This window comes from Saccharicrinis sp. 156, assembly GCF_050589685.1.
Lineage (GTDB): Bacteria > Bacteroidota > Bacteroidia > Bacteroidales > Marinilabiliaceae > Saccharicrinis.
In genome coordinates this window covers 14,420-39,755 of record NZ_JBNGOS010000027.1, presented here as the reverse complement: position 1 = coordinate 39,755, position 25,336 = coordinate 14,420, and the positions used below count along the sequence as shown (strand labels likewise).

At 37.0% G+C, this 25,336-nt stretch carries 22 protein-coding genes; 10 read left to right on the top strand and 12 right to left on the bottom strand.

Annotated features, from left to right (window positions below; genetic code table 11):
* Nucleotides 1–14 precede the first annotated feature (14 nt).
* From ACRD64_RS16690 to ACRD64_RS16680, 3 genes are all read right to left on the bottom strand, one after another.
* Entirely contained in the window at nucleotides 15–1,151 is a 1,137-nt protein-coding gene (locus tag ACRD64_RS16690) for an alpha-amylase family glycosyl hydrolase (protein ID WP_430934594.1), read from the bottom strand.
* 8 nt (nucleotides 1,152–1,159) lie between these two features.
* A complete protein-coding gene (locus tag ACRD64_RS16685) occupies nucleotides 1,160–1,765 on the bottom strand; it encodes a DUF2270 domain-containing protein (RefSeq protein ID WP_430934593.1) in 606 nt (201 codons plus the stop codon).
* Between the two features lie 833 nt (nucleotides 1,766–2,598).
* On the bottom strand, nucleotides 2,599–3,606 hold the full coding sequence (locus ACRD64_RS16680) for an NAD(P)-dependent alcohol dehydrogenase (RefSeq protein ID WP_430934592.1): 1,008 nt from the start codon (nucleotides 3,604–3,606) through the stop codon (nucleotides 2,599–2,601).
* A gap of 482 nt (nucleotides 3,607–4,088) precedes the next feature.
* Here ACRD64_RS16680 and mbhE point away from each other — a divergent pair, with 482 nt between their 5' ends.
* From mbhE to ACRD64_RS16640, 8 genes are read left to right on the top strand one after another with little or no spacing between them, the layout of a single operon-like run.
* Entirely contained in the window at nucleotides 4,089–6,392 is a 2,304-nt protein-coding gene (gene mbhE / locus ACRD64_RS16675) for a hydrogen gas-evolving membrane-bound hydrogenase subunit E (protein ID WP_430934591.1), read from the top strand.
* Nucleotides 6,389–6,805 carry an MnhB domain-containing protein gene (locus ACRD64_RS16670; protein ID WP_430934590.1) on the top strand — a complete coding sequence of 139 codons (417 nt, stop codon included), beginning with the start codon at nucleotides 6,389–6,391 and terminating at the stop codon, nucleotides 6,803–6,805. The genes mbhE and ACRD64_RS16670 overlap by 4 nt, the downstream gene beginning before the upstream one ends.
* Nucleotides 6,805–7,149, top strand: coding sequence for an NADH-quinone oxidoreductase subunit K (locus ACRD64_RS16665; RefSeq protein WP_430934589.1), 345 nt, complete (start codon nucleotides 6,805–6,807; stop codon nucleotides 7,147–7,149). The genes ACRD64_RS16670 and ACRD64_RS16665 overlap by 1 nt, the downstream gene beginning before the upstream one ends.
* Before the next feature lie 3 nt (nucleotides 7,150–7,152).
* Nucleotides 7,153–8,640, top strand: coding sequence for a proton-conducting transporter membrane subunit (locus tag ACRD64_RS16660; RefSeq protein WP_430934588.1), 1,488 nt, complete (start codon nucleotides 7,153–7,155; stop codon nucleotides 8,638–8,640).
* Nucleotides 8,637–8,969, top strand: coding sequence for a Na+/H+ antiporter subunit E (locus tag ACRD64_RS16655; RefSeq protein WP_430934587.1), 333 nt, complete (start codon nucleotides 8,637–8,639; stop codon nucleotides 8,967–8,969). The genes ACRD64_RS16660 and ACRD64_RS16655 overlap by 4 nt, the downstream gene beginning before the upstream one ends.
* A 3-nt stretch (nucleotides 8,970–8,972) precedes the next feature.
* Nucleotides 8,973–9,254, top strand: coding sequence for a monovalent cation/H+ antiporter complex subunit F (locus ACRD64_RS16650; protein WP_430934586.1), 282 nt, complete (start codon nucleotides 8,973–8,975; stop codon nucleotides 9,252–9,254).
* Nucleotides 9,251–9,544: a monovalent cation/H(+) antiporter subunit G gene (gene mnhG / locus ACRD64_RS16645; protein ID WP_430934585.1), complete on the top strand. Its 294-nt coding sequence runs from the start codon at nucleotides 9,251–9,253 to the stop codon at nucleotides 9,542–9,544. The genes ACRD64_RS16650 and mnhG overlap by 4 nt, the downstream gene beginning before the upstream one ends.
* A gap of 58 nt (nucleotides 9,545–9,602) precedes the next feature.
* Complete coding sequence (locus ACRD64_RS16640) at nucleotides 9,603–10,733, top strand: universal stress protein (RefSeq protein ID WP_430934584.1); 1,131 nt, start codon at nucleotides 9,603–9,605, stop codon at nucleotides 10,731–10,733.
* 61 nt (nucleotides 10,734–10,794) lie between these two features.
* Here the strand turns inward: ACRD64_RS16640 and ACRD64_RS16635 are convergent, their stop codons facing one another.
* The 7 genes from ACRD64_RS16635 to ACRD64_RS16605 all read right to left on the bottom strand — a co-directional run bounded on the left by ACRD64_RS16635 (nucleotide 10,795) and on the right by ACRD64_RS16605 (nucleotide 18,954).
* A complete protein-coding gene (locus ACRD64_RS16635; RefSeq protein WP_430934583.1) occupies nucleotides 10,795–11,463 on the bottom strand; it encodes a CatB-related O-acetyltransferase in 669 nt (222 codons plus the stop codon).
* 116 nt (nucleotides 11,464–11,579) lie between these two features.
* Entirely contained in the window at nucleotides 11,580–13,133 is a 1,554-nt protein-coding gene (locus ACRD64_RS16630; RefSeq protein WP_430934582.1) for a serine hydrolase, read from the bottom strand.
* Between the two features lie 196 nt (nucleotides 13,134–13,329).
* Entirely contained in the window at nucleotides 13,330–14,370 is a 1,041-nt protein-coding gene (locus tag ACRD64_RS16625) for a serine hydrolase domain-containing protein (RefSeq protein ID WP_430934581.1), read from the bottom strand.
* Between the two features lie 159 nt (nucleotides 14,371–14,529).
* A complete protein-coding gene (locus ACRD64_RS16620) occupies nucleotides 14,530–15,078 on the bottom strand; it encodes a hypothetical protein (RefSeq protein WP_430934580.1) in 549 nt (182 codons plus the stop codon).
* 158 nt (nucleotides 15,079–15,236) lie between these two features.
* Complete coding sequence (locus ACRD64_RS16615; RefSeq protein ID WP_430934579.1) at nucleotides 15,237–15,623, bottom strand: hypothetical protein; 387 nt, start codon at nucleotides 15,621–15,623, stop codon at nucleotides 15,237–15,239.
* Nucleotides 15,624–16,840: 1,217 nt separating this feature from the next.
* A complete protein-coding gene (locus ACRD64_RS16610; protein ID WP_430934578.1) occupies nucleotides 16,841–18,673 on the bottom strand; it encodes a tetratricopeptide repeat protein in 1,833 nt (610 codons plus the stop codon).
* 80 nt (nucleotides 18,674–18,753) lie between these two features.
* Nucleotides 18,754–18,954: a hypothetical protein gene (locus ACRD64_RS16605; protein ID WP_430934577.1), complete on the bottom strand. Its 201-nt coding sequence runs from the start codon at nucleotides 18,952–18,954 to the stop codon at nucleotides 18,754–18,756.
* 285 nt (nucleotides 18,955–19,239) lie between these two features.
* On the opposite strand from ACRD64_RS16605, the gene ACRD64_RS16600 reads away from it, so the two are divergent.
* Together ACRD64_RS16600 and ACRD64_RS16595 are read left to right on the top strand one after the other, a co-directional pair.
* Nucleotides 19,240–20,478: a hypothetical protein gene (locus ACRD64_RS16600; RefSeq protein WP_430934576.1), complete on the top strand. Its 1,239-nt coding sequence runs from the start codon at nucleotides 19,240–19,242 to the stop codon at nucleotides 20,476–20,478.
* Between the two features lie 437 nt (nucleotides 20,479–20,915).
* A complete protein-coding gene (locus ACRD64_RS16595) occupies nucleotides 20,916–22,424 on the top strand; it encodes an alpha-L-fucosidase (RefSeq protein ID WP_430934575.1) in 1,509 nt (502 codons plus the stop codon).
* Between the two features lie 324 nt (nucleotides 22,425–22,748).
* Here ACRD64_RS16595 and ACRD64_RS16590 read toward each other — a convergent pair whose 3' ends face one another.
* Both ACRD64_RS16590 and ACRD64_RS16585 read right to left on the bottom strand, forming a co-directional pair.
* Nucleotides 22,749–23,078, bottom strand: coding sequence for an MMPL family transporter (locus ACRD64_RS16590; protein WP_430934574.1), 330 nt, complete (start codon nucleotides 23,076–23,078; stop codon nucleotides 22,749–22,751).
* 982 nt (nucleotides 23,079–24,060) lie between these two features.
* Nucleotides 24,061–25,332: a glycoside hydrolase family 117 protein gene (locus tag ACRD64_RS16585; protein WP_430934573.1), complete on the bottom strand. Its 1,272-nt coding sequence runs from the start codon at nucleotides 25,330–25,332 to the stop codon at nucleotides 24,061–24,063.
* Nucleotides 25,333–25,336: the final 4 nt, after the last annotated feature.

The window sequence follows — 25,336 nt, the reverse complement described above, 5'->3', positions numbered from 1 at the left end:
TTTATGTGTTTTTGTTAATGGTATCTGTATTTTTTAACCAACTTTTTAAATCCTTCCACAAATTCTACCTTAATATTATCCCAATCAAATGGTCCCCTCACCTGTAAGTCTGATTGAGGGTGAGATGGAGAAACGGGTGTTTTATTGTAAGAACAGTTCTCTGTTCCATTATAGATAACAACCGGATGATCTAAGGAAAAGAGTAATTCAAATGCGTTAAGTAATATTTGAATATTTCCATCGCAGTGTCGCAGAAACCTATCCATATCATGATTATCCAGGAAAGTAAGCATTAAGTAGTCTTTGGGAACCTGACTAAAATGTTTTTCAATCTTAGCTTTTAGTTTTTTATCCGTCAGGATATCTCTCTTTTTCTTTACTGCATCAACAATGATTTTATTGAGCGCAAAATCGAGCACTCCTGACAATTCATTGTGATATTCCAATTGAACCTTCTCCTGCGAAACGCCAAAGCATTTTCTTATCGTCTTGTTTTTTAATCCCAAGGTTTTAAAGTGCGACCATTTTAATCCATCTGCCCATGCCTCTCCTATAAAAATAGCCTCTGGATATTTATCTACAATTTCAATTTTAAATTCCTTCCAAAAATCATGGGAAGGGCCAATCACATGATCTATCCTAAACCCATCAATACCGAAGGACATCCAGTAATGCGCTACCGCTATCATGTATTCTCTGGCTGCCGGATGATCCAGGTTTATTTTAGGCAACACTTTAACATCTAAAAAACACAAATAGTTGTTTGGCCAATCCTTAAATATAAACCAATTCCGGTATTTGCTATTTTCATGGATGATAGCGTCTTGAAAAAATGGATGTTGTGCAGAGCAGTGATTTGGCACAAAATCGACAATAATTTTTAGGTTATGTTTTTTAGCCTTTTTTACCAGCTTTTCAAAATCCTTATGGCTGCCAAAGTGAGGATCCACCTTTTTAAAATCCGTGATGTGGTAACCATGATAAGCAATGGTTTCATAAAAAGGGGAAAGCCATATTGTATTTATGCCCAGGTCTATCAGGTAGTCAAGCTTAGCGCAGATACCACTAAGAGTACCCCCTAAAAAATCGGCGCTGTTGCTCTTTATACTTAATTCATTAAAGCGATCGATGAATATTTGATAGACCAGCATGAATTTATTTAGTTTTTAATTCTTAGTATCCAGTTAAATGCAATACAATAAGTGCATACATAATACAACAAGGAAAGAATTGTCATAGTCACCAGAAACAAATAGAATTTATTGAAACCTATCTTCAGGATTATTTTCCGTTTCACCTTATTCTTGGAAACCTCCCCGCCACATATAAAATTAATTATTTTACTTTTATGCAATTGGTTATATTCTTTTCCCGAATAATAGTAATACCTATAATAATAATCCTGATCCTTTTTTAATGTTTTTTCATGTCCTTCTATTTCATCAAGTTCCCTGCCAAGAATACACCTTTCTGTTAACCTTACCCTTTCTTGAAAAACAAAGAAGTATAACATCCAATTTGATCTTTCCCATATGAATAAACCTAATGTAAAGAGCAATACAATATGCGCAATAATAAAGATTGAATGATCTTCCATTTTCCATGAAAATCCAATGATGGCTGCGGTAATACCTATGGCCCAATTTTGCATTTGAAAACACATGTTTTGCTGAAAATTCATTTTATCCGTATTTACTGCTAATAAGCTTGATAGATTTTCTTCCCACAAAGGTTTTTTTGGATTTGATTGGTTTTTTTTGCCCATAACTAAATAGATTTTGAAGTATCATTGCAATTTCATATACATTCAACCCAATGTCAATACTTTCTTAAAATAAAACAGTTATATATCCCGTCCTAAAAAAGTTGATTTGCCGCAGGAGTATTGCTTTTAACATTTGTGTTATATAGCTTTCCCTCACCCTTAAATTCTTTTATGGATACGATATCATTAACACCGTAAATAAGATTTCTTCCGTCCTCTAGCCGTCTTTCAATTGATTTACCCAGAATACATTATTTTTATCGTTTTATTTCAAAGTTTTATTTAAGCCAGGTATTCAAAACTTGACATTCATTTAAAAAGTTACTATATTTGATTCAACTCATAGTTAATAGTTTAAAGTTAGGTTTAGTTAAAAATCAAAAGCCACTGTATAAATTTTATACGGTGGCTTTTTGATTCGAATTCAACACAGAAGAAGAAATGGTTAACCTTGGATTTCTTTTTTTCAGTTCATTATTCTTTCTCTGTGCACTCCGCGGTTAAAAAAGGGAACCGCCAAGTCGCCAAGGTTGCGCCAAGGTCGCTGTGAAAACATCTTTGCGAACCCTGCGGTTAAACTTTGCGCCCTTTCCTCTGCGGTTAATATCCGAGAGCACATTGATGTTGTCCGAGAGAGGGTATGGGGTGTCCGAGCGGAGTTTTAGGATACCCGAGAGATAGTAACACCCGTCCGAGAGGACTTTTATGCTGCCCGAGAGGAGTTATTACCAGCCCGATAGAAGAAACTAATCGTCCGAGAGAAGTTTTTGTCATCCGAGATGATTTGTTGAGCGTAAGTGCTACTATGGCAGCTTTTCCTGACTCTATCATGGCTATTGGCTTTCAAGTTGATGAATAATTACAACGTTTCCTTTTTTATGACCTGTGGCTATGTATTTATGTGCTTCTTCTAATTTTTCGAGCGGAAATTGGCGATCGATTATTGTGGTAATTTTACCTTCTTTGAAAATTTCAACCAATTCTGTTAGTAATTGCCTTAATTCAATAGCAGAGCGCAATCCCGTAGCACCAAATTTTGCCTTTTTTGAACCGTATAATGAAGTCCAAAGCATTTGAAGCAAAAGTGAGAATTTCAAAACGGGAGAAATAAACTGTCCATTCTTAGTCAGTGCTTTTTTGCTTTTGTGGTAGGATAGTTTTCCAACTGTATCATATACAATATCATATTGTTTGTTCTTTAATGTAAAGTCTTCTTTCGTGTAATCAATCACAAAATCAGCTCCCAAAGACTTAACCAAACCAACGTTTCGTTTACTGCAAACTCCGGTTACCTCGGCACCGTAATATTTTGCTAACTGAACCGCTGCACTTCCCAGGCTGCCTGAAGCCCCATTTATCAAAACCTTTTGACCCGGTTTAACAAGTGCAATGTTCATTAAAAAATTAACGGACGTCAGGTGTCCATCGCAAACAGTAGTTGCTTCGGTGAAGCGCAGGGTTTCGGGTAGTAGAAGAATAACTCCGTTTTCGGGGACAGCAATATATTCGGCATTGGTACCGAATCCCAGGGTGGTTTCTCCAAAAACTTTATCTCCGGCATGAAAAGTTGTAACGTTTTCCCCTGTGGTCTCCACAATACCGGCAAAACCGGTTCCCGGAATCGGATGCTTGGGTTTTCTAAGGCCGGTAAACATACGGGCAATAAAAGGTTTTCCGGTTCGCATCATGCCATCTGCCGCAGTTGCGGAAGATGCCAATACTTTTACCAGAACCTCATTTGCTTTAGGAACGGGTTTATCCACTTGCCTTAACTTCAGAACCTCCGGGCTACCGTAACCGGTTGCCACTATTGCTTTCATTTTATTATTTGACTTCATCATATCTGCTATTATGGATTATTAAAAAGTACGATGTAAAAGTATGGAGCGGGAGCAGAAGAAATGTTCCGAATAATGATGTTGTGGTTCTGTATTATAATCCCGAACCTAATAGGACAAGTATCTTTTTACTGATCGCAAAGAAATAATTTAGGAAACAAGAAGTAAACCATCTACTCCTTACTCACCCGGGACAGATAAAACCTAACCGTTCTTTTTTAAGCAAACTCTGCCCCGCACTTGTGAGGCGGATAAGTAAAAGATGAACAAGCTTAGGCACTAAAATTCTCTGACAATCGTAAATACCATTCCTTTTAAAACCGATTTCACCAAAAAAGTAGTGAATAAGATGATTAAAATAAAAAATAGCCTTAAATTAGAAAGTATCAATAAAATAATCACAATATATGTGATGAAAAGAATTTGGATTTAATCTGAAATGATATCTCTTATTGTTAATACAGATAGCGTTAAAATTATGAAGTATGCTTATCATCCTGATTTTATATTTGGTGTTGGCCTTCGGTTTGTTTTTGATACCCAACAAGCTATCAAAATATAAGCCTCTTTTGATCACATGGGTACAATTGGGTATTTTCGGGTACTTTATATTTCAATTGCCAATTATTTCTGCGGGAAAAATTTTAACCATATCTGTGGAATGGATCTCACACCTGGGGCTGGATCTTGAATTCACTCTTGATGGATTGAGTATGATTTTCACTTTGTTGATTACCTTTATAGGTATCCTGATTTTCATATATGCCAGAACCTATATAAAAAACTACACCGGAACAACAAAGTTTTACTTTTATCTGGTTCTTTTTAGTGGTTCCATGGTAGGTTTGGTACTCTCCTCTAATTTTATTCAGCTGTTTATTTTTTGGGAATTAACAAGTATTTTATCCTATCTGTTAATCAGCTTTTTTAATGAGAATGAACAAGCACAGAAGGCTGCCTTCCAATCACTATTCGTAACCGGTTTTGGAGGATTGTGCTTGCTTGCGGGTATCATTCTGATTGGCAGCGTTGCTGAAAGTTATTCGTTGACGGATTGGTTAGACAAAGCCCATCTGATCCGGAACAGTAGTAATTATTTACCAGCTCTGATTTTAGTCCTGATAGGCATTTTCACCAAATCTGCTCAGTTTCCGTTTCACTTTTGGCTACTTGGGGCAATGCAAGCACCTACTCCTGTGAGCGCATACCTTCATTCGGCCACGATGGTAAAAGCCGGGATTTTTTTATTGGCCCGCTTATATCCTATTTTAGGTGCCACTGCGGAGTGGACACAAATTGTGCCTTTAATAGGTGCTTTAACCATGCTGACCGGTGCGTATTTAGCAATTACACAAATCGATATTAAACTAATCTTAGCTTATACTACAATTAGTGCACTCGGTATCCTTACGTTACTGCTGGGCATGGATACTCCATTGTCGGTAAAAGCAGCGTTGGTTTTTCTATTTGTTCACGCTTTTTACAAAGCAGCCCTTTTTATGCTTGCCGGTTTTCTCACAAAACTAACCGGAACAAGGGTAATTGATCATTTTGGTGGGTTAATTAAGGTAACCCCATGGGGATTTATTATTGCGTTGATCGCCTTGTTATCCATGGCTGGTTTGCCCCCGATGCTTGGTTTTATTGGCAAGGAGCTGATTTATGAAGCTAAGATTGATTCGCCATGGATTTCTTCCCTTCTGGTATTCCTAGGTGTATTAACTAATGTTTTTATGGTAGCTGTTTCATTCCTGCTTTTATTCAAAGTGTTTCTAGGTCAATCAAAACCTGATACCAAAATAGCCAAAGGTAACTACAACATGCTTTTGTTTAGCCCCGGTATTCTTGCTTTGCTGAGCTTAGGATTGGGACTGTTTCCTGATGTGCTCACTACAATTATAGAACCGGCAATAAGCACTATCCTTGCTGATAAAATACAGATAGAATTGAAATTATGGCATGGGTTTAATATGATACTATTACTTAGTGTGTTTACCGTTCTGTTGGGCAGCCTTCTTTTTATCCTCATGTATAAGAACAAGCGGATTATTAAGGGCTGGCAACGAATAAACAACCGCTTATTCTCGATCAATTTCACCCGGGTTTTTTCAACTGGAATCAATAAATTCATTGATTTTTCCGCTAAAAACACTCATTTTATTCAGCATGGATACAACCGTTATTACATAATTACCATTATCATTTTCACTTCAGTGCTTCTATCGTTTCAATTGTTTATGACCAGGGGGTGGGAAACAAACTCTTCTTTTACGCTACGTCCTTTTTACATCTCTGGCTTAGTGGTCATCATAACATTTTCGGCCCTGATGAGTGTGTTCTCAAAAAACAGCATTTTCACAGTAACAGCACTGGCGGTAACAGGTTATGGCATTTCACTTATATATCTGTATTACAGCGCAGTTGATTTGGCAATAACTCAAATTATTATAGAAACCCTAATGGTAGTAATGTTTGTGCTTGCATTGAGGAGATTGCCAAAATTCACTAAACTGTCAGGTCTTTCCACCAAAATACGGGATGCCATTATTGCATTAAGTTTTGGTGTTATCATGACCATGCTGGCACTAAAAGCAATTAGCGTAGATATTAGCCCCTCTATCTCAGGCTATTTTGTGGAGAACAGCAACTTAAAAGCCTTTGGTAAAAATGTGGTCAATGTAATTTTAGTGGATTTTAGAGCGTTGGATACGCTTGGTGAAATAACCGTGCTTGTCATTGCCGCACTGGGTGTCCTTACTTTGTTGAACGTGAAAAAATCAAAGAAATGAATTCTATCATATTACAAATAGCATCGAAATACTTAAAGATAATATTTCTGTCGTTCGCGTTTATAGCCTTGTATAGAGGTCACAACTATCCTGGCGGGGGATTTATCGGTGGACTTTTAGCTTCCTTGTATATCGTGTATGACAGCCTGGCGTTTACAAGCCAGCAGATCAAAAAAAAGTTAAGGGTACGGCCGGAATCCTATATGGGTATGGGACTTACATGCGCACTTTTGAGTTTTTTACCCAGTTTACTTACCGGGGCACCACTAATGAAAGGGACTTGGCTATCGCTAAATATCGCAATGCTTGGTGAAATAAAGTTGGGCACACCTCTGTTATTCGACATTGGGGTCTTTTTTACCGTAATGGGGGTCACCCTTATGTTTTTATTCACACTTTCAATTAAGAAATAATGGATATACTATTATCAGCATTAACAGGTTTATTATATGCCGGGGGTGTATACTTGATATTAAGACGAAGCATCCTAAAGTTTATTATCGGAATCATCTTTCTAAGTAATGCTACGAACCTGCTTGTTTTCCTTTCGGCAGGATTAGTTCACGGAAAACCAGCTTTTGTAGATGGACTGGAATCTGACCCACATATCCTAGCAGATCCTTTGCCCCAAGCATTGGTTCTAACAGCAATCGTGATCGGCTTCGGTATTGTTATTTTTACACTGGCATTAGTGGCTAAATTTTTTAGCGTGACTTCCACAGAAGACCTGGATCAATTGAAAAACACAGACGCTTAAGCCATGACTGAAATTGCGCTACCCATATTGCTGCCTTTAACGCTTATAATAATTTTAATTTTTATAAGATCCTCCTCCTATGCCAAATGGATCGGCATTGCCGGCAGTACCTTGTTACTCATCGTTGCGGTATACCTTTTTATTCAGGTTAAGGAAAATGGTATTCTTGTACTGCAAATAGGAGGATGGGAGGCACCTTACGGTATTTCGTTGGTAATGGATTATTTAAATAGTATCATGTTGGTAACGGCAACACTTATTGTTTTTGCAATATCCATCTACGCGTACCATTATGTTGGAGACAAGCCTAAGTTTTCCAGATTTTTTATTTTCTTTTTTGCCTTGATTATGGGTGTAAACGGCGCTTTTATAACAGGTGATGTTTTTAACCTTTACGTATGGCTGGAAGTTATAATGTTATCCTCGTTTGTGCTTATTACAATGGGTGAGAAAAAAGAACAGCTTGAAGGAGGAATAAAATACATGTCATTAAATCTTATTGCATCACTGTTATTTTTAGCCGGAATTGGGTTGTTGTATGGCAAAACAGGCACCCTGAATATGGCCCACCTTGCCCGGATTTTAAACAATGATCAACAGTCCATATTGTTGAATACATCTGCCATGTTGTTTTTTATTGCCTTGGGAATGAAAGCTGCCATTTTTCCTTTATTCTTTTGGTTACCGGCCTCCTACCACACGGCAAACATAACGGTCACATCACTTTTTGCCGGATTGCTGACTAAAGTCGGTGTATATGCATTAATCCGTTTTTTTACACTCTTTTTTGTTCAAGATGCCTATTTCTGGCATAATCTATTGTTGATATCGGCAGGTTTTACAATGGTAATTGGAGGAATGGCAGCATCAATTCAATACGATACAAGGCGCATCTTGTCGTACCACATAATTAGCCAGATTGGTTATATGGTGATGGGTTTGGGAATATATACGCCCTTGGCGTTGGCAGGAGCTATCTTTTTTATCATACATAATATGATAGCTAAAACCAATACGTTTTTAGTCGCTGGTATTGTTTGTAAATTCAAAGGGACTTATTATTTAAAAGATTTAGGTGGACTTTTAAAGGAAAGACCTTTGCTGGCAATATTATTTATCATCCCGGCGTTTGCATTGGCAGGTATTCCGCCATTATCCGGATTTTTTGCCAAGTTTATACTTATAAAGGCAGGTATCGAAGACAAGCATTACCTAATTACTGCAGTGGCGCTTCTAACAGCGATGCTGACACTTTATTCGATGATCAAAATATGGAACGAGGCCTTTCTGAAGAAACAGCCTGAAAAGACTACTATACCTAAAGATGTCAAAATCACATTTAGTGATATTTTTCCATCTGCAGTTCTGGCATTAACCAGCATTTTACTTGGGGTTTTTGCGGCCTCTATTTACGAATTAACATTATCCGCAGCCAACCAATTGCTGGAACCAAACGTTTATATTGAAGCAGTATTAAACCGAACGAAATGAGAGCATTGAAGAAAATATATTTGTTCATATCCTTCCTGATGTTTTATCTCTTGAAGCTGATACAAGCAAATATCTATATCGCTTATGATATTTTGACACCAAAAATGCACACAAATCCCGGGTTTGTATGGGTACCAATAAAAGTAAGTTCTGACATAGGCATATTGCTTCTTTGTAACCTTGTATCCATGACCCCCGGAACATTGAGTGTGGATATTGACAGGGACAAAAAGAAATTACTCGTTCACTATCTATATAAAACCCTAGATAGCGATGTGGTTGCTGAAATTGAAGAAATGCAAGACAGGATAATTGAACTAACAACTTAAAAAATGACTGACGGAGTTCTGGATATAGCTGTTTTAATTGGCTTTGTATGTATGCTGTTAGCGCTTTTACTGGCTTTTATTCGTTTGGTGAAGGGGCCAAGTATGTACGATCGTATTGCTGCTATGGACCTAATGGCCTCAATTACTATGGGCTTTATTTTTATATACAGTATTGTAATAAACCAAAGCATGTATGTGGATATTGCTATCATTATCTCCCTTGTTTCTTTTATTGGAACCGTGGCCATATCCACCTTTTTAAAGCTAATAAACAAAAAAAAATGAATCAAATATTTATCTCTGTATTAATAGTTTTGGGCGCTTTGTGGATTTTGATTGCGGCGATCGGTCTGATTAGATTTAAAGATGTTTACAGTAGAATTCATGCCACAACCAAAGCGACCTCCCTGGGCATAATGCTGATAGTTGCCGGTGTTGTGTTTTATTTTAGATTATGGGATGTTACTTTAAAATCGATCCTAATAATCGTGTTTGTATATCTGACCTCACCCTTAGCGGCCCATTCAATTGCTAAATCTTCTAAGGATGATACAGATACAAAAAAAAATTTGTAACTTAAGAAGATTCAACGGTTGTAGATCAATTTTCAGCTAATTCATAAAATCTTGGCCTATGAAATTCCTTCAAAATATACTTGTGACAGTTGATTTCAGTGAATCAACAGAATATGTTATTGCAAATTCTATCAGGTTAGCGAAAAAATATAATTCGCAGATTACATTAATGCATGTCATTTCTGATGACCACCTGAGCACTAAATTGGATAATTTTATTGAAGAATCCGTTAGTTCAAAAATAGAAAAACTAATTGCGCAGATTAATGATAATGGAATAGAAGTCAGAGACAGCATCGTTGAACATGGTGTCCCTTTCGAAAAAATAATTAATGAAGCACAAAATAATGACTATAACGTTATTGTGGTTGGTTCAAGAACAAGAACAGAAAAGGATTCCTTTAAATTAGGGATTACTGCAGAGAAGCTCATCAGGAAAAATCAAATACCAGTATGGGTTGTCAAACATGAACACTTAAAAAGCATCAAGAAAATATTATGCCCGGTTGACTTTTCTGATGCTTCACTAAGAGCTGTCACTAATGCTATAACGCTAGCTAAAAGCTTTGAGGCAGAATTGACGATCCTACATACTTATACTTCTTCCAGCAGCTATTCCATCTGGATTGAAGTAGATTATGCTGAAGAAAACGAAAGATTAAAATCTACACAAGAAAAAGAGTTTGATGAGTTTCTGGAACAGGTAAACTTAAATGATGTAACTTATAAAAAGGTTATAATGGAAGGGGTCGCTCATCAGGAGATATTGGATTTCATTAAAGAAAACGACATTGATCTGTTACTGATGGGTACCACAGGAAAAACTGGATTAAGTAGAATACTGACGGGCTCCACTACCGTAAAAGTTACACGTGAGTTACCATGCAGTTTTATCACAACAAAGGCCAAAGACATTACTGATGATTATTTTGAGAGTAACCTAAAATCAATAGAATCAATTATAAATTCGGCTAAACAATCCTTTCAAAACAAAGACTATGAAAAATGTATCGAGAAATATTCTATTGCATTGAAACAGTATCCCGATAACATTCCCATCCTGATGGGATTAATTGAGTCTTATAATGCTGTTGGCGACACGCATAAAGCAGATTATTATAAAAAATATGGCAGGGAGGTTGTCAAAAGATTATGGGGAAATAAATACATATCTAAATTTAAATTTTAGATAAGGTATATAACGTTCTGGTTATTTGGCAGAGTATATGCAAAACAATGCAATAGTCTAATCATCTGACTTGCCATAATTTTTCAATATCTGGGTTTAGAATACAATCCAGGTTTTGTTCTATTTTTTCTATTTCCCAATCCCACCATTTTAGTTCAAGAAGTGTTTTAATCGTCTTTTCAGAGAAACGTTTCTTAATGGCTTTGGCCGGATTACCGCCAACGAGCGAGTAGGGATCAACATCTTTAACAACCACAGAACGGGCACCAATAATAGCTCCATCGCCAATGGTTACTCCGGGCATAATAATAGCTTCCATTCCTATCCATACGTCGTTGCCAATGATCGTATCGCCTTTGTTCCCGGGAACCTGAAACATAGCTTCAATTTCGGTAGTGGTAGTATTGGGTGTCATCATAAAATTGTGGAACGGGAAAGTTGAAAAGCCATTCATATTGTGGTTGGCAGAACTGGTAATAAACCTAACACCGTGAGCAATCTGACAGAATTTCCCTACTATCAGCTTTTCGGGACTTAACGGAAAGAGGTAGGGGGCTAAATACCCTGCATAATCATCTAATACCTCTAAATGACCGAAATAACTAAAATCACCTATTTCTATCCTGGGATGATGAATCACCTGGTTCAGGTGAACCACTGTTTTTATTTCTGTACCATCCGGCATAACCATTGGGTATTTTTTATGCGGGTTCAGCAATGCAGTATCCATATTGTTTTAAATTAATAGATTAAACCCGGATTATGTATTGGAGATTCGTCATGAGCATTGCAAGTACAAATTTCAATGTGTAATAGACTTTCTAATGCATATCGCGGGTTATAAAATCATTCAAGCATCTTTAATTTCTCCGTTGCCCAATTATTTTCCGGTTTTAGTTTAAGGGATTTTTCGTAAAATAGTCTGGCGGAATCGTTCTTCCCACTTTTCTGATAAGCTTCAGCCAGGTTGTTATAATTATTCCATGAGTTAGGGTATGTTGCTATATTTAATGCGAATATTTTTTTTGCGTCTGAGATATTTCCTGCATGCAGATAAGCATATCCTTTATCCATTAAAAAACGTTTATCAAAAGGCAAATAATCGGGATGCAATGTCTTTTTTCTACGATATTGTATAACAGCTTCATCTACTCCCTTTTCAGTTATTAACTGATGAAATTCATTATACTCTATACAGTCTGCAACATGCCATAAATCATATGCACTAAAAAATTGATTGGAATTTCCACAATGTACAATAATGATTTCTTTATCGGGGATAACATAAATAGCTTGCCCGAGATTTCCATTGGCAAAAAACTGTACGGTAGCATCACTATTGGTGTTTCCCCACCACTGATAGTTATAATAAGTGTGCTCGCAATTATCTCCACCAAGCCATGCCGGATAAATTTCACGAGGAATGTCCTTGTTTTCGCGCGTAGATTCCCTGACCCAGTCTTCCGAAATGATCGGTTTCCCGTTCCAATTGCCATCATTTAGCATTAACCGACCAAAACGTGCATAGTCAACCGCACGCGCTATTAACCGGCTGGGCATATACTCAAACCCCGACTTTTTACTGTCTATTGAAAACAAGGCATCGTATTCCATTATCTGAGACCAAAGTTTATCACCAAGGTATTCCGATACTGTTTTATTTGTGGCCCGCTCTACAATCAAACCCAGGTAACTGGTGTTGTAATTGCAGTACTGAAACTTTTTTCCGGGCTCCGATGCTATATCCACTTTTTTCAGCAATAGTTTCCGCACATTGGGATGGTAATATCCTACTGCTTCATCATGCCAGGGAAGATGAATATACGTGCCCGGGAAATGGCCCTCAAAATAATCCAGACCGGAACGCATTTCAAGCAAATTTTTAATCGTGATTTTTTCGAAATCCGGATTACGTGTTTTCAGTTCCGGAATATATTTGGTCATCGGATCATCAACGGATGTAACAAAACCATCATCTATGGCTGCGCCAATTAAAAACGAGATAAACGATTTTGCCATTGATTGGGAATGGAAATAGGATTCCTTAGAAAAACCGTTGAAATATTTCTCATATAGAATGGTATCCTGTCTGATAAAAATCAAGGCAGTGGTTCGTGATTTTTCAGCCCATTCATCAAAGCTTTGAAAACCAGATTGCTGCACCCTATCCTCGAATAATGATTCCACGTAATCCTCTTCCGGTTTTTCGGCAAACCGAAAGGTGTCTTTTGAACCTTCAATTTTCCTGTTTTCGTAATATTGGTAGTCGTAAACATCGGCCACATTCTGACTAACCAACCGATACACATAAGTTGGGGAATATTTAACCGAAAGAATGACCAATATGAATAGTACCATGGTTAAGGGCGTTAGCACGATAATTTTAATTGCTTTTTTCATTTCTTACTTCTTTAAAAGTCGAACCATAAAGCTAAATGAGCTACAAGAAACAATAGTCCGGGACTCTTTTGATAAGGTTCGGAATTACCTTGTATTGAGTGACTTTTAGATGCTCGTTACATAATTTCAATATTTGACCTTGTAACTTGTTACCCATAGATGAATTAATATATCCCTGATTAAAGTTAACTTACCATTATGAGTTTGTTGTATTCCTCAGTATTTTGACAATACGCCTGTATAGGATTTCCGATAAATGCCAGTTGTATCCATCAAAATTAGTGGTATTCGTAAATTGAATAACAACGGTGTCGATATCTTTGTGATATTTAGCAATACTTTGGTAGCCGGGAATGAGACCTTTATGCTCGTATGCGTAAATGGAGGAATAAATTTCCTTTTCTCCTTCGTCAAACACCGAACCCTTGTTTAATGCCCTTAAAAACACACCTACATCCTCTGCCGTAGCAACCATTGAACCATAATCAGTTGTTTTTATATCCTCTTCAACGCCAACATAATATCCACTCATTAATTCGTCCATGTTTACATCATGAATGGAGCCGAAAGTGTTATTAAGCTTGAGCGGTATCAAAATTTCCTCCTTGATGAATTGAAATTTGTCATAGCCCACCACCTTTTCTATGAGTTCGGAAATCAACAAATAATTGGTATTGCAGTACTGATATTTTTTCCCGGGTTCAAAGTTAGCCGGCATATCCAGTACCCGTTCAAGCGCATCCTTACTGTTTATCGGTGGGTCTATCCAAAAGTTTGGGGTGTCGGTAATATTGGGGATACCACTCCTATGCTGAATCATCATTCTTAGGGTGATTTTTTCCGCATGTTCAATTCTGCCCACAAGTTCCGGGAAATAATCGGCAAGTGTTTTATCCAACGACAAAAAATTTTTATTTACCAGCTTGGTAATTGCTACCGCATCATATAACTTGCTGATACTGGCAATTTTGAATAAGGCATGCGGGCGGGCAGGTATTTTACTTTGGCGGTTGTGCCAGCCAGCGGTGTAATAAGCTGGGGGTTTGCCCGCTTTGTCCACATAAACGATTATTCCGTCAAATTCGAATTCCACCGCTTTACTTACCTGTTCCTGAACCGTATCGGGCAGTGGCACTAACATTGCCCTAAGCAAAATCCAAGGCACAAAAAACATAGATATTAGGGTTCCAATAGCCAACACTACCCTGAGTATTTGTTTTGTTTGTTTCTTTGTCATAATGACATTTTTTAGGAAAGATACACTTATAGTAAGCTATTTATGGCTCCGATGTTTATTTGCAGCATTGGCCAATAACATCAGGTTTTAATAAACAATTATGTATAAATATTGTTTGTTTTCTCTGTCAATTGAATAAGAATATCTTGTCGTCCTTGATTATTGGTTTTTCACATCATCCACATTAAATATATCATTTTGTCTTAAACAAGCCATTAATCTCAGATGTAACATTTTCGTTTGGTGAAATGCATAAAATTCAAGAAGTACATCTATAGATGTTGGTTTCTTCGAATACGGATGATTCAACGGAAAATCACTGAGAGCAAGATTCTCTTTATCTTCTCCCATTAACTCACTCAATTCCACCGTAACCATGGCTCCGGCGGAGTAGGAAACCTGTGTATTCCCATTTGTGGCTTTGTAAAGAAGCTGATTCCTATTTACTCCTTGTTCGTTGTCATAAATTTGCTGATGAATTTTTAATGGGTTCATAATAAATGTGCAATTATCTTTTTTCATGTACGTTTCATTATCCGCAAACAAATGTATAGTACGAAAGGCGGATAAGGGTTCCGTATATTTGGAGAAACGTTCGGAATTATAATTGCGAACCTGTTTGGCTTTTTTAATGTATTTGAGCCGCTCGAGGAACGCTTGTGTTTCACGAATAGAAACTAGAATAATTATGCCGGCTAACTTATCCAACCAAAAACTGTTTGGTTGGCCAAGTTCATAATGTGTATAATAAAAAAGAGGTTGCACAAAGGTCTGAATGTTTAATTCCAGACTTGTAGCTCAACCTCCAAATGAATAATCTGTGAAAACTTTTTTTTCTAAACTAAACGTTTTTAGATCCGAAAAACTTAACCTTTGGTTTTCTCAATCATATGTTCAATAACACGATTATGCTCATGTTGTGGACTGAACATGATGATTTCCGCATCCACATCCACCTTTACATTGTGTCCCGATGGCCAATAAAACATATCATTTTCGTTTACGGTTTCCTGAACACCATTCTTATTTGTTGCGGTAAGTTTACCTTTCAGAACATATCCCCAGTGCGGGCATTGGCATAAGTTGCCCTCAAGTCCAATAAAGAGTGGTGTGGTATCTACTCCTGCAGCAAGGCTGAAATACTCACCACTTATTTTACCTAACCCGGATGCATCACCAAAATTCGTTCTCTGACGTATGGTAGCGCCAGGAATTTCCAGTTTTACTTCAATGTTTTCTTTTGCTACTTTCATGGTTTGTTCCTCCTTATTTTTATTACGTATGCATTAATGAATTTTAATGAATACTTGATTATTACTGATTGTAAAAGTATAGCATTCAACATCCAACGATATGCACATTTAGATATATTAAGTGAACATTTGGTTCATAGACCGTAAAAAAGCAGTAGGGATAATCGCTCAAGTTTTAATGTAATCAGAAGGTAAAAGTTGAAATCTGTGATGGAAACATTTCGTAAAATAAATTTGACTGTTAAACCTTGGTTCATAGCCAATTTACAAAATGGTTTGCATGTTCCTATATCGTCTTTCTCAAGCTTGATTTAAACCTGCAATAGGCATTAGAAATCCTCCTATGCAATTAGACTATTTCATAACAAGGCGTTTCAGTAACTTGTTTCAACTCACCGGAGGGGTGCTATACCCGGTTTCAGCAACCCCTTGTTTTATGTATTTTAGATGCCCGTTAAGTACCTTTAATAGATAATAAACGGTATTCCTTCAGAAAACTGTTTGGTGATTCTCCGGTTAAAAGCATAATTTCGGGTACTTGATATTTACACATACCTACAGGTTGTTCAAAGTTTTTAACTTCTAAATCAGCTTTGTATCGGTCTTTTTCAATAAATTTAATCACTATTGTCCGGTAAAACTATTTTCAATTGAAACATCTCATTTTGTCTCAAGCCGACGGGCTTTTCATTTTTGCCTACAGCAGCAAAAACGAAACAAAAAATGCCGCCACTGCTGATAAAATTACTAAAAATCAAATCTTTTCGCTATAATCAAAGAACTCGCTACGCTCTAACAGCTTTAATTTTTACGCTTCACTCTTCGATTTTCTTAACGCATTTTATCAGAGGTGGAAAAGCAACCCCGCTGTAAGTGAAACTACCCACAAACCTTACAATACAACATTCTCACAAATATTTTGAAAACTTTACCGGACACCAATGAAATTTAATATAGTATTTCATTATTGGTTTTATCAATAAAGCAAAGACTGTCTGTCATTTTTAATTGTATCCTTAAAAAATGCAATATCTGCATCAACAGGCATACCTGTTACCCATCCAATTTTAATGAGAAAATTTGAGTTGTATAATGATACTATTCAATTTTAAACAATTCACAATTTTTTGAGCTATCTGGCCCAAAAAATTGTCTGTAACAGCGCTACAAGGGTAGCTGGATTTGAAGATGTCAGAACGAAGTTATTATCATATATTCTATAATTGGCGCTTTTTAAGAAACTCCTTCGGGGTCATCCCAGTTTCTTTTTTAAAATAAGTATTAAAAACGGTTTTTGAGTTGAAACCACTTTCATACGCCAAACCCAACAGCGAGATGTGTGAATTATCAGGGTTTTGGGCAAGGGTTTTAAAATATTCGATCCGGTAATGATTAATAAACTCATTAAAGTTTTGGCCTAACTGCTCGTTAAGTAACCACGAAAGTTTATTGGGATGGATTTGTACTTGTTCTGCTAAAGACCGAAGCGACAGGTTTGGCACAAGAAAGGGTTCTTCTTTTTCAATAAATTTGAGCAAGAATTCACTATATTTTACAGTTGTGGACTCATCCAATAAAGGTGTTTTTGTTGCTTTTTCTAAATCCTCATATTTCGTAACCGGAAATAGTTTTTGTTGACAACTTAAGTAACGTGCATCCTTTTTTAAAATGTTAACAAATGGATCGGCAAAACTTATTAAAATAATGGGTGAATTTATATTAATCATCTTTTCCAGCCAGTCGAATGCTTCGTCGGGTTTGTTGGCTATGGCATAGGCCAGATAAAGGTACGAATGTGCTTGGAACGAAGTTTTGTTTTGTGCTGCCTCCTGCAGTTTTAAAAAAAGGGTTTCCGCTGATTCGTTGTTGTTACTTATGAACATATTGGCAAGGCAAGCTATTCCTAAATATTCATCGGACGGAAGAAGGTCTTTAGAAATGCTGTCGAGATAGTCTAATGCCTTATCAGGTTGCCCCTGATGAATCAAACAATAACATTTTTGAACAATGCCCGGGATGTTCTTCGGATTAGCTTCCAGCATTTTATTAAATATATCCAGTGCTTTGCCAAATTCTTCCATACGATAGTAATAGTATGCTTTATAGAATAAGGTTTCGTGTGAAAGAGGGTTAATTTTTAACCCTAAATCAATATGACTTCTTCCCTTCTTCAAGTTTCCCGATAGTATATAAAGTAAAGATGTAAATTGTAGAACTTGTACATAATTCGGGTTTAATTCCAATGCTTTCAATGCATACTCCAGCGCAGACTTAAAATCTGCTTCCGTAAAAAAATATAGGTTTGCTAACTGGTAATATACTCCGGCATTGTTAGCATCGAGTGTCTTCGCTTTTTGTATGTATTCCTTAACTTTTGACCAGGCTGCTTCAGAAGGCATCATTTCTGTTACCGCTAAAAAACTATATGCATCGGCCAAACCAACATAAGCTTCGGTAAATTTGGGGTCTATGGATATGGCCATTTCATTCAGATCAATGGATTTCCTTACGTCTTCGGGATTCCATTTGTTAAAGTGAAATCGGGCTTTTAAAGAATAATCGTAAGCGGATATATTAGCGGTTTTCCTGGGCACCAAATGTTCCTGTATTTCAAAGTGACCATACTGTTCCCTGAGTTTATCGGCAATCAGCAAGCTGATTTCATCTTGTACTTCGAAGATGTTTTCGAGTTTCCGGTCCCAGGTTTCCGACCAAAAGTGAAAATCATGCTCCGCTTGAATCAATTGTGCAGTAATACGCACTGTATCTTTTGCCAGCCTCACACTCCCCTCTAAAACCACTTCAACCTTCAGTTCTTTAGCAATTTGTTCGACAGGTTTGTTTGCGTTTTTAAATACAAATGAAGATGTACGGGAAGTTATTTTTAAGGAATCTACTTTTGCGAGGGCATTGATAATTTCTTCGGTTATGCCATCGCTGAAATATTCAAAATCCCTGTTGCCACTCATGTTTACAAATGGCAGAACAGCAATAGTTTTATCTCTTATCGCTTGGTTAACAGTATGTTTTGATCCTGTTTCGCTAGTCATAAAATAACCATCTTTTAGTAAGCACAAAAATATAGATAAACAACAAAAGGCCATACTATAAAATCAACGGATCAGCCACATTAATAATTAGGCCATTTTTTATGGTTTTCAGCCATACCATAAATACCGCCGGGAACACTAATTGACAAAACGAGTGTTAGCAGACCTACGACCCATAAGTATGTACCTTTGGTTCTGTTGTGTGCCATCAGGTGTATAAGAATTACCAATGCAGCAGAAAAATTTATGCATATCAAAATTCTATATACTATTCTGTTCATCACAAACCTTTAAACAAAATATTCTATCTATTTGTTTCGTATGATAATTATCATCAGGAAGCAATTTTAATAAAAACCCATGGTCGCCCATATTTGTGTTTCACCTAAATCACATCATTTTACGAATGTTCCGGACAAAAAAAACCTTTCCATTAACACATATCCTTTTGCTATATTTGAAGGTAAATGGGGAAATGGAATGAAGGTAAAAGCTGTCCGGTTCATGCTATAACCATAATCGGAAATGATGTGAATACACTCAGAAAAATCTTAAATAAGTAAATAATGAAGAAAATTGTTATAACTCTTGGTTTGTTTCTCGTTTCATTAATTTTGTTCTCTCAGGAACTCAGCAAAGCTGCCTGGTTAGAAGATTTAGATGCGTATAAAATGGGGTTGGAACAAAACCACATCAATGTTTACCATACCATCAATAAAGCGGAGTTTGAAAAAGAGTTACAATCAATTGAAGCTTTGCTGGAGTCTAGGTCAGATTTGGAGATTGCCATTGAATTAATGCGGCTTACCCGTAAAATTGGCGATGGACATACGGCCATCTCATTCCGTAATCAGCAAACCCATAATTATCCGTTTGAGCTAAAAAACTTTGAAGGAAAATGGAAAGTAATCCGTGTGGATGAAATGTACAGCTATTTATTAGGAAAAGAGTTGGTTAAGATAAATGATTACTCCATAAATAAAGTTGCAAAGAAGGTAGAGCAAGTAGCACAGTTTGTCGAAAACGAATATTCCCGAAAAACGAGAACATCCCAGTATTTAAATTTTTCGGAACTCTTATACGGGCTTGGAATAACTAACAAAAAAACTGCAGCTTCTTTTACCTTTACGGATGAAACGGGCCTGTTACAAACAAAAACACTACATGGGTTAAGCCAGGATGAATACAATAATCATGTATTCAGGGAACTAAAAATTGCTGTTCCCGAAATAAAAACTCCCGGAAACATAAAAACACAAGATTTTTGGTACGCTCCAATTGCAGGTACTGATGGACTATACATTCATTTTGAAAGCTATCCGACATTTGAGGAGATGATGACTATTGGGGAAGAAATCGTAGGTCACATTTTCGAGGCCAACATCCGGCAACTCGTAATTGACATGCGAAATAATGGTGGCGGCGATTTGTACACGGGATTGGTGCTTGCCTATGCCTTAAACCTGGCCGACCCTGTCGATTGGGAATCGGGCGTTTATGTTCTTTCCGACAATGTAACTTTTTCGGCAGCCACAAGCAATACAGTTCTTTACCGGGAACTGCTGAATGCCAAAATCGTCGGCGAACCCAGCGGTTCAAACCCAACGGGTTATCAGGACATGGACAGCTTTGAACTTCCAAATTCCAAACTGGTAGTATGTTATTCCAAGCGATTTTTCAACATTCAGGAAACACGCACTGCTGGCGTTCAACCCGATGTTTTACTGAATTACGATTGGGATAGTTTTTCGCAAAATAACGACAATATATTACGATGGGTAATTGACCGCATCAAAGCAAAGTAAATTGAACTTCATGCACGTTGATGATAAAATACACATCTAATGATTTTTTTTCCTATTAAAGTTAGTTGATGGAAAATATGACTGTTGCCAGGATTGTACTAAGGGCTAATCCTTCATTAACAGTATGGTCAGGTAACAATTGAGTATTATAAGTGCTCAATCCAATTGTAAGTGCGTTGGCAAGTCACCTTTGCCTTACTCTAGCCATATTATTCCGATAAGTAGAATGAATGACGGGTTGACATGGACTTTACTTGGAAAAGAGATCTTGAATCGGATAATAAAAAGTTACAAAGTCAACTTGTTTAAGTGAAAAAAAGTCACAAAAAAAGGGGGTATTTTATTCTGCAACCCTAAAACCCTAAAACCTCCCTTCTACCCTATGGAGATTTCATTACTTTTAACACTTTCAGAGGAATAACAAAAATCAAATAATAATGAGACACCTATTATCACTATTACTCCTTAGTTTGGTATTGGCACCATGTTATACCCAAACTATAAACCAAGATAAGATAGAAAATGATCAGTACGAAGCAAGCTGGGAATCTCTATCGGCCCACAACGAGGCACCTGAATGGTTTTCGGATGCTAAATTCGGTATATATTTTCACTGGGGTGTATATTCTGTTCCTGCTTTTTATTCAGAATGGTATCCATTCCATATGTACAGAGATGGTAAAGTAAAGCAACATCATATTAAAAAATATGGGGAGTTGGAGAATTTTAACTACCACGATTTTGTTCCTATGTTTAAAGGAAAGAAGTTTGATGCAGAAGAATGGGCGCAGCTATTTCAAGATGCGGGAGCTAAATTTGCTGGTCCGTGCTCGCAGCACCATGATGGATTTGCCATGTGGGACAGTGAGGTAAATCCATGGAACTCGGCAGACAAAGGTCCTAAGAAAGATATCACCGGTCTTTTATCTAAAGCCGTTAAAAAGCGCGATATGAAATTCATCGCAACCTTCCACCATGCCCGTAATTTACAGCGTCACGGAGGAAATCCTGAAAAATTTGCTACTTATCACAGTCATTTTGCTCATGTTCCGGGAACAGCAACCGCTTCAAAAGATGCCGAGATTGCAAAGATGTATGGTAACATTCCGGCGGATGAATTTAATGAGTACTGGTTCGATCAATTAAAAGAAGTAATTGATCAGTATTCTCCCGATATTATCTGGTTTGACGTTTGGTTAAGAATGATTCCATTGGAATATCGCCAGAAATTTGCCGCTTACTATTTAAACGAGGCTAAAAAGAAAAATCAAGAGGTAATTATCGCATATAAGCAAGCCGCTATACCTAAAACTGTTGGAGTATTGGATATTGAGCAAGGTGGTAAAAAAGACTTATCGGAGTCGGTATGGTTAACGGATGTAACGCTTAGTAATAAATCTTGGAGTTATGTTGAAGGACAGACTTATAAAACACCTGAAATGGTGGTGAGAAACATGATCGACGTTTGGAGTAAAAACGGAGTGGTTCTTTTAAATGTGTCTCCAACAGCTGATGGTGTGATCAACCAGGAGCAAAGAGATATTTTAAAGCGTGTTGGAAAATGGATGAAGAAATACAGTGAGGCAGTTTATGAAACACGTCCGTACTCAATCAAAGGATTTGGAAATGCGAAAGCAGAAGAAGGAAAACACGGTGGTCAATCGGCAACCCAAAAATATACTGCAAAGGATGCTCGTTTCCTAAAATCTAAAGATGGCAAATATCTATATCTTTTTGTACTAGGTAAACCGGAACCAGGCTCCGTGATTTCTACCAAAGAATTAGGTTTACACAAATACTATCCTGAAGAAGGAATTAAAAAGATTACCCTTATGGGATCAAACACGGAGTGTAAATGGGGCTTTGGAGATATCAACTTCGAATTAACTGTTCCGGATGCCGAGTTGGATGATATAGCCAATGTCTTCAGAATGGAACTTAATTAAATATCATTGCATCTAGATAACACGTTACCCCGAGGTTCATCTTGATTCTCGGGGTATTTTGTTTTTCAGAACTCGTATAAATCATTACTATCGTAAACCGCCCCTCCTATTAGATCTGGTTTTACAAGGTTTTAGGCATGATAGGCTTCATTGAGTATGCGCACAAAATTAGCATAGTTGGTTTCTTCATTATAAAGTAATGTTTTGATACCCTCGAAGGGTTCATTTATTTTTCCTATCAAAAAACACTAACAAAAGCGCTGGTAGCAATAATAAATCGGCTATTAGTGCAATGCAAACAACGATACTAACCAATAATCCATTTTAATATGTCTCCCTGAATGGAGATGTCAGCAAAATAAGAAATCCAAAAAACAAAATTAAAGATGAAAGTATCATGGCCTTGCCTGTAGAGTTTAATGATAATAATATTGATTGCTTCACATCTCCACTCATTTGTTGTTCATACCTGAACTTACCAAAAAAATAAATCGTGTCATCCACCGCTATCACATAACCCATGGCAAATATAATAGAGATGGAAGCATCAATCTTTATATGCGCATACCCCAGAATGGCTCCAGCAACTAACAGAGGAAAACCATTGGGCACTAAAGCAATCAATACCATTTTAAATGGGTTTGATCGTACCATTCATTATAGTTTGGCTGAACAATAGGATCCCAATGCGGATACTGCCATACTTTATCTGCTCTCTTAAACACACGTTCCGGAATTCCTTATTTCACTCTTAAACCCGGATTATGCAATAGAACTTCGTCGTGAACATTGAAAGTGCAATAAAACAAGGCTTTACTGAAACGAGGCATAACTTGTCCCGATTACTTTCGGGAGCATCGTTATGGTGAGTTGAAGTGAAGCAGCGGAGTGTCTTGTTTTGAAACAATTTCAATGTGTAATAGATTTTCTAATGCATATGGCGGGTTAAATGCTCCGGTACACACGTTAATGGTGTAAGTGCAATAGCTGATCCTTTTTTGATTTTATAAACTTGATCAATTCGTCCAAAACACCTCAGTTGTTGTTGTATTTTCAAATGATTCTGTTGTTTTAATATCGCGAATTACTGCATACTGAAGAAGTTGTATAAGTATTCTCAAAAACAACGCCTGAATTTGCTAATTTATCCAGATTTGGGCATACGCATCTTTCATTACAAACTTATGAAATCCCACATCGGCATATCCCAATTCATGGGCAAGTATAACAATTACATTAGGTTTATATTTTTATTTAGCATGACTTGTATTACACTTTAATGACACTAGAAATAATGATACAATTATTATTGTACCTGCTAAGCCTTTAATCCTCATTTCATTCTTTTTATGAATAATTATCTTAATTATTAAACGATCCTTAATAAAAAGAAAAAAATTTCTCTGAGAATTTATTATTTGTGTCAGTCCGTATTTTCAGTTATATACTGCGATATTTTAGCCAATCAGAAATTTGATATTCACCATTATCACTATAATTCCACCAACCCGATTTGAATTCTTGTTGTTTTGATAGGTTGATTTGATGCCAATAACCAAAAAAAATCCAACCCTAACAATAAAGGTTGGATTAGATTTTATACCTAAGTACCAATTAAGAATTCATTAATATTTTTTTATTTCAAACCACTTACCTGAATTAGCTGATGATTTTCCTGTTCAATACGAAGCAATTGTTTTTTACTTAATTTTTGACGGTAGTACACATCGGGTTTATGGTTAACCCGGTGCTGTTTCATTTCCGGATCGTGGATATCCTGACTTAAATCGCAATCAAATCTAACCAGCTTTGAACAATATTTGTTCCAATTTCCGGTTTCGTTTATAAAATGTGCGATTCCCCAAGTTATCCCTCTCCCATCTTTTGTGTCGTCAAAAGCATCGGGCACAAAGGGGGCTGCTGCATAAGGCATTAATTCTGTAATTGAAGCAATTTCAAAGTTAACCCAGTCTTGTGCATATTGAATGGTATTATGCTCCGGACCGTCCTTATATACCAATGCTGCAACCCCTTCTTTAAAGGGAAATAGTGATGTTTCATGACCCGAAGTAATAAGTGGGTTTAACGGGTGTTTTGTGAATGGCCCCAATGGATTTTCCGCAATGGCTAATCCTTGCATACGCACTAGATGCGGTTTTTCACCAAAGTCGGACTTATAATAAATATAAATTTTGCCATTATGCACCAACGGGTATGGGTCGTGTATCGAATATTGGTCCCATTCTCCTTCTTCTCCATTTGGAATAATAATTTTGTTATATGGCGTCCATGGACCGTCCGGCGAATCAGCGTATGACACGGCTACCGGACAATCATCTCCTCTTTTCCCGCTCGCTTCCATAAAACCCTGATAGTACAAATAAAATTTACCTTTCCACTTTAAGATATCCGTAGTGGTGATCGAACGCCAACCCACCAAAGGTTTTTCCGGTCTCGCAATCGCCATTCCCTGTTCCTCCCAATTAAATCCATCTGCTGAAGTGGCGTACCATATATCCGAAAGGTCCCAATCTGATGAAGGAATGGTATCGTTGCAGTTTGCAGCACCTTGAGGCGGGGTTGGTGTATTTCTATACGTATACCACACATAGTATTTACCGTTATGAAACAATATTTTAGATGGATCCCTGCGAGATATTGTACCATCATTATTATTATAATCAAACCCTTTCAATTCTGTATATTTAAACTGGCTGAACAATTCATTATTCTGAGGTTGGGGCGATTCATAATCGGTGTAGATACGTTCCATTGCTGCACTCATATCCCTGTCTGGCTTTTCTTTGGGCAGTACAAACGGAAAACCAGATTTATTGTTTGTTTCCTTCTCTGAGCAAGCAATAGAAACAAGTAAAAGCAACATTAACGAAAAAACTATTTTCAACATTGGA

Bases quoted from the DNA above. Each gene is read 5' to 3' on its own strand.
- ACRD64_RS16600 (WP_430934576.1), top strand. From the start codon at position 19,240: ATGAAGAAAATTGTTATAACTCTTGGTTTGTTTCTCGTTTCATTAATT.
- ACRD64_RS16685 (WP_430934593.1), bottom strand. From the start codon at position 1,765: ATGGGCAAAAAAAACCAATCAAATCCAAAAAAACCTTTGTGGGAAGAA.
- mbhE (WP_430934591.1), top strand. From the start codon at position 4,089: ATGCTTATCATCCTGATTTTATATTTGGTGTTGGCCTTCGGTTTGTTT.
- ACRD64_RS16650 (WP_430934586.1), top strand. From the start codon at position 8,973: ATGACTGACGGAGTTCTGGATATAGCTGTTTTAATTGGCTTTGTATGT.
- ACRD64_RS16640 (WP_430934584.1), top strand. From the start codon at position 9,603: ATGAAATTCCTTCAAAATATACTTGTGACAGTTGATTTCAGTGAATCA.
- ACRD64_RS16625 (WP_430934581.1), bottom strand. From the start codon at position 14,370: ATGACAAAGAAACAAACAAAACAAATACTCAGGGTAGTGTTGGCTATT.
- ACRD64_RS16605 (WP_430934577.1), bottom strand. From the start codon at position 18,954: ATGAACAGAATAGTATATAGAATTTTGATATGCATAAATTTTTCTGCT.
- ACRD64_RS16660 (WP_430934588.1), top strand. From the start codon at position 7,153: ATGACTGAAATTGCGCTACCCATATTGCTGCCTTTAACGCTTATAATA.
- ACRD64_RS16680 (WP_430934592.1), bottom strand. From the start codon at position 3,606: ATGATGAAGTCAAATAATAAAATGAAAGCAATAGTGGCAACCGGTTAC.
- ACRD64_RS16655 (WP_430934587.1), top strand. From the start codon at position 8,637: ATGAGAGCATTGAAGAAAATATATTTGTTCATATCCTTCCTGATGTTT.
- ACRD64_RS16590 (WP_430934574.1), bottom strand. From the start codon at position 23,078: ATGGTACGATCAAACCCATTTAAAATGGTATTGATTGCTTTAGTGCCC.
- ACRD64_RS16615 (WP_430934579.1), bottom strand. From the start codon at position 15,623: ATGAAAGTAGCAAAAGAAAACATTGAAGTAAAACTGGAAATTCCTGGC.
- ACRD64_RS16610 (WP_430934578.1), bottom strand. From the start codon at position 18,673: ATGACTAGCGAAACAGGATCAAAACATACTGTTAACCAAGCGATAAGA.
- ACRD64_RS16670 (WP_430934590.1), top strand. From the start codon at position 6,389: ATGAATTCTATCATATTACAAATAGCATCGAAATACTTAAAGATAATA.
- ACRD64_RS16595 (WP_430934575.1), top strand. From the start codon at position 20,916: ATGAGACACCTATTATCACTATTACTCCTTAGTTTGGTATTGGCACCA.
- ACRD64_RS16585 (WP_430934573.1), bottom strand. From the start codon at position 25,332: ATGTTGAAAATAGTTTTTTCGTTAATGTTGCTTTTACTTGTTTCTATT.
- mnhG (WP_430934585.1), top strand. From the start codon at position 9,251: ATGAATCAAATATTTATCTCTGTATTAATAGTTTTGGGCGCTTTGTGG.
- ACRD64_RS16690 (WP_430934594.1), bottom strand. From the start codon at position 1,151: ATGCTGGTCTATCAAATATTCATCGATCGCTTTAATGAATTAAGTATA.
- ACRD64_RS16635 (WP_430934583.1), bottom strand. From the start codon at position 11,463: ATGGATACTGCATTGCTGAACCCGCATAAAAAATACCCAATGGTTATG.
- ACRD64_RS16665 (WP_430934589.1), top strand. From the start codon at position 6,805: ATGGATATACTATTATCAGCATTAACAGGTTTATTATATGCCGGGGGT.
- ACRD64_RS16630 (WP_430934582.1), bottom strand. From the start codon at position 13,133: ATGAAAAAAGCAATTAAAATTATCGTGCTAACGCCCTTAACCATGGTA.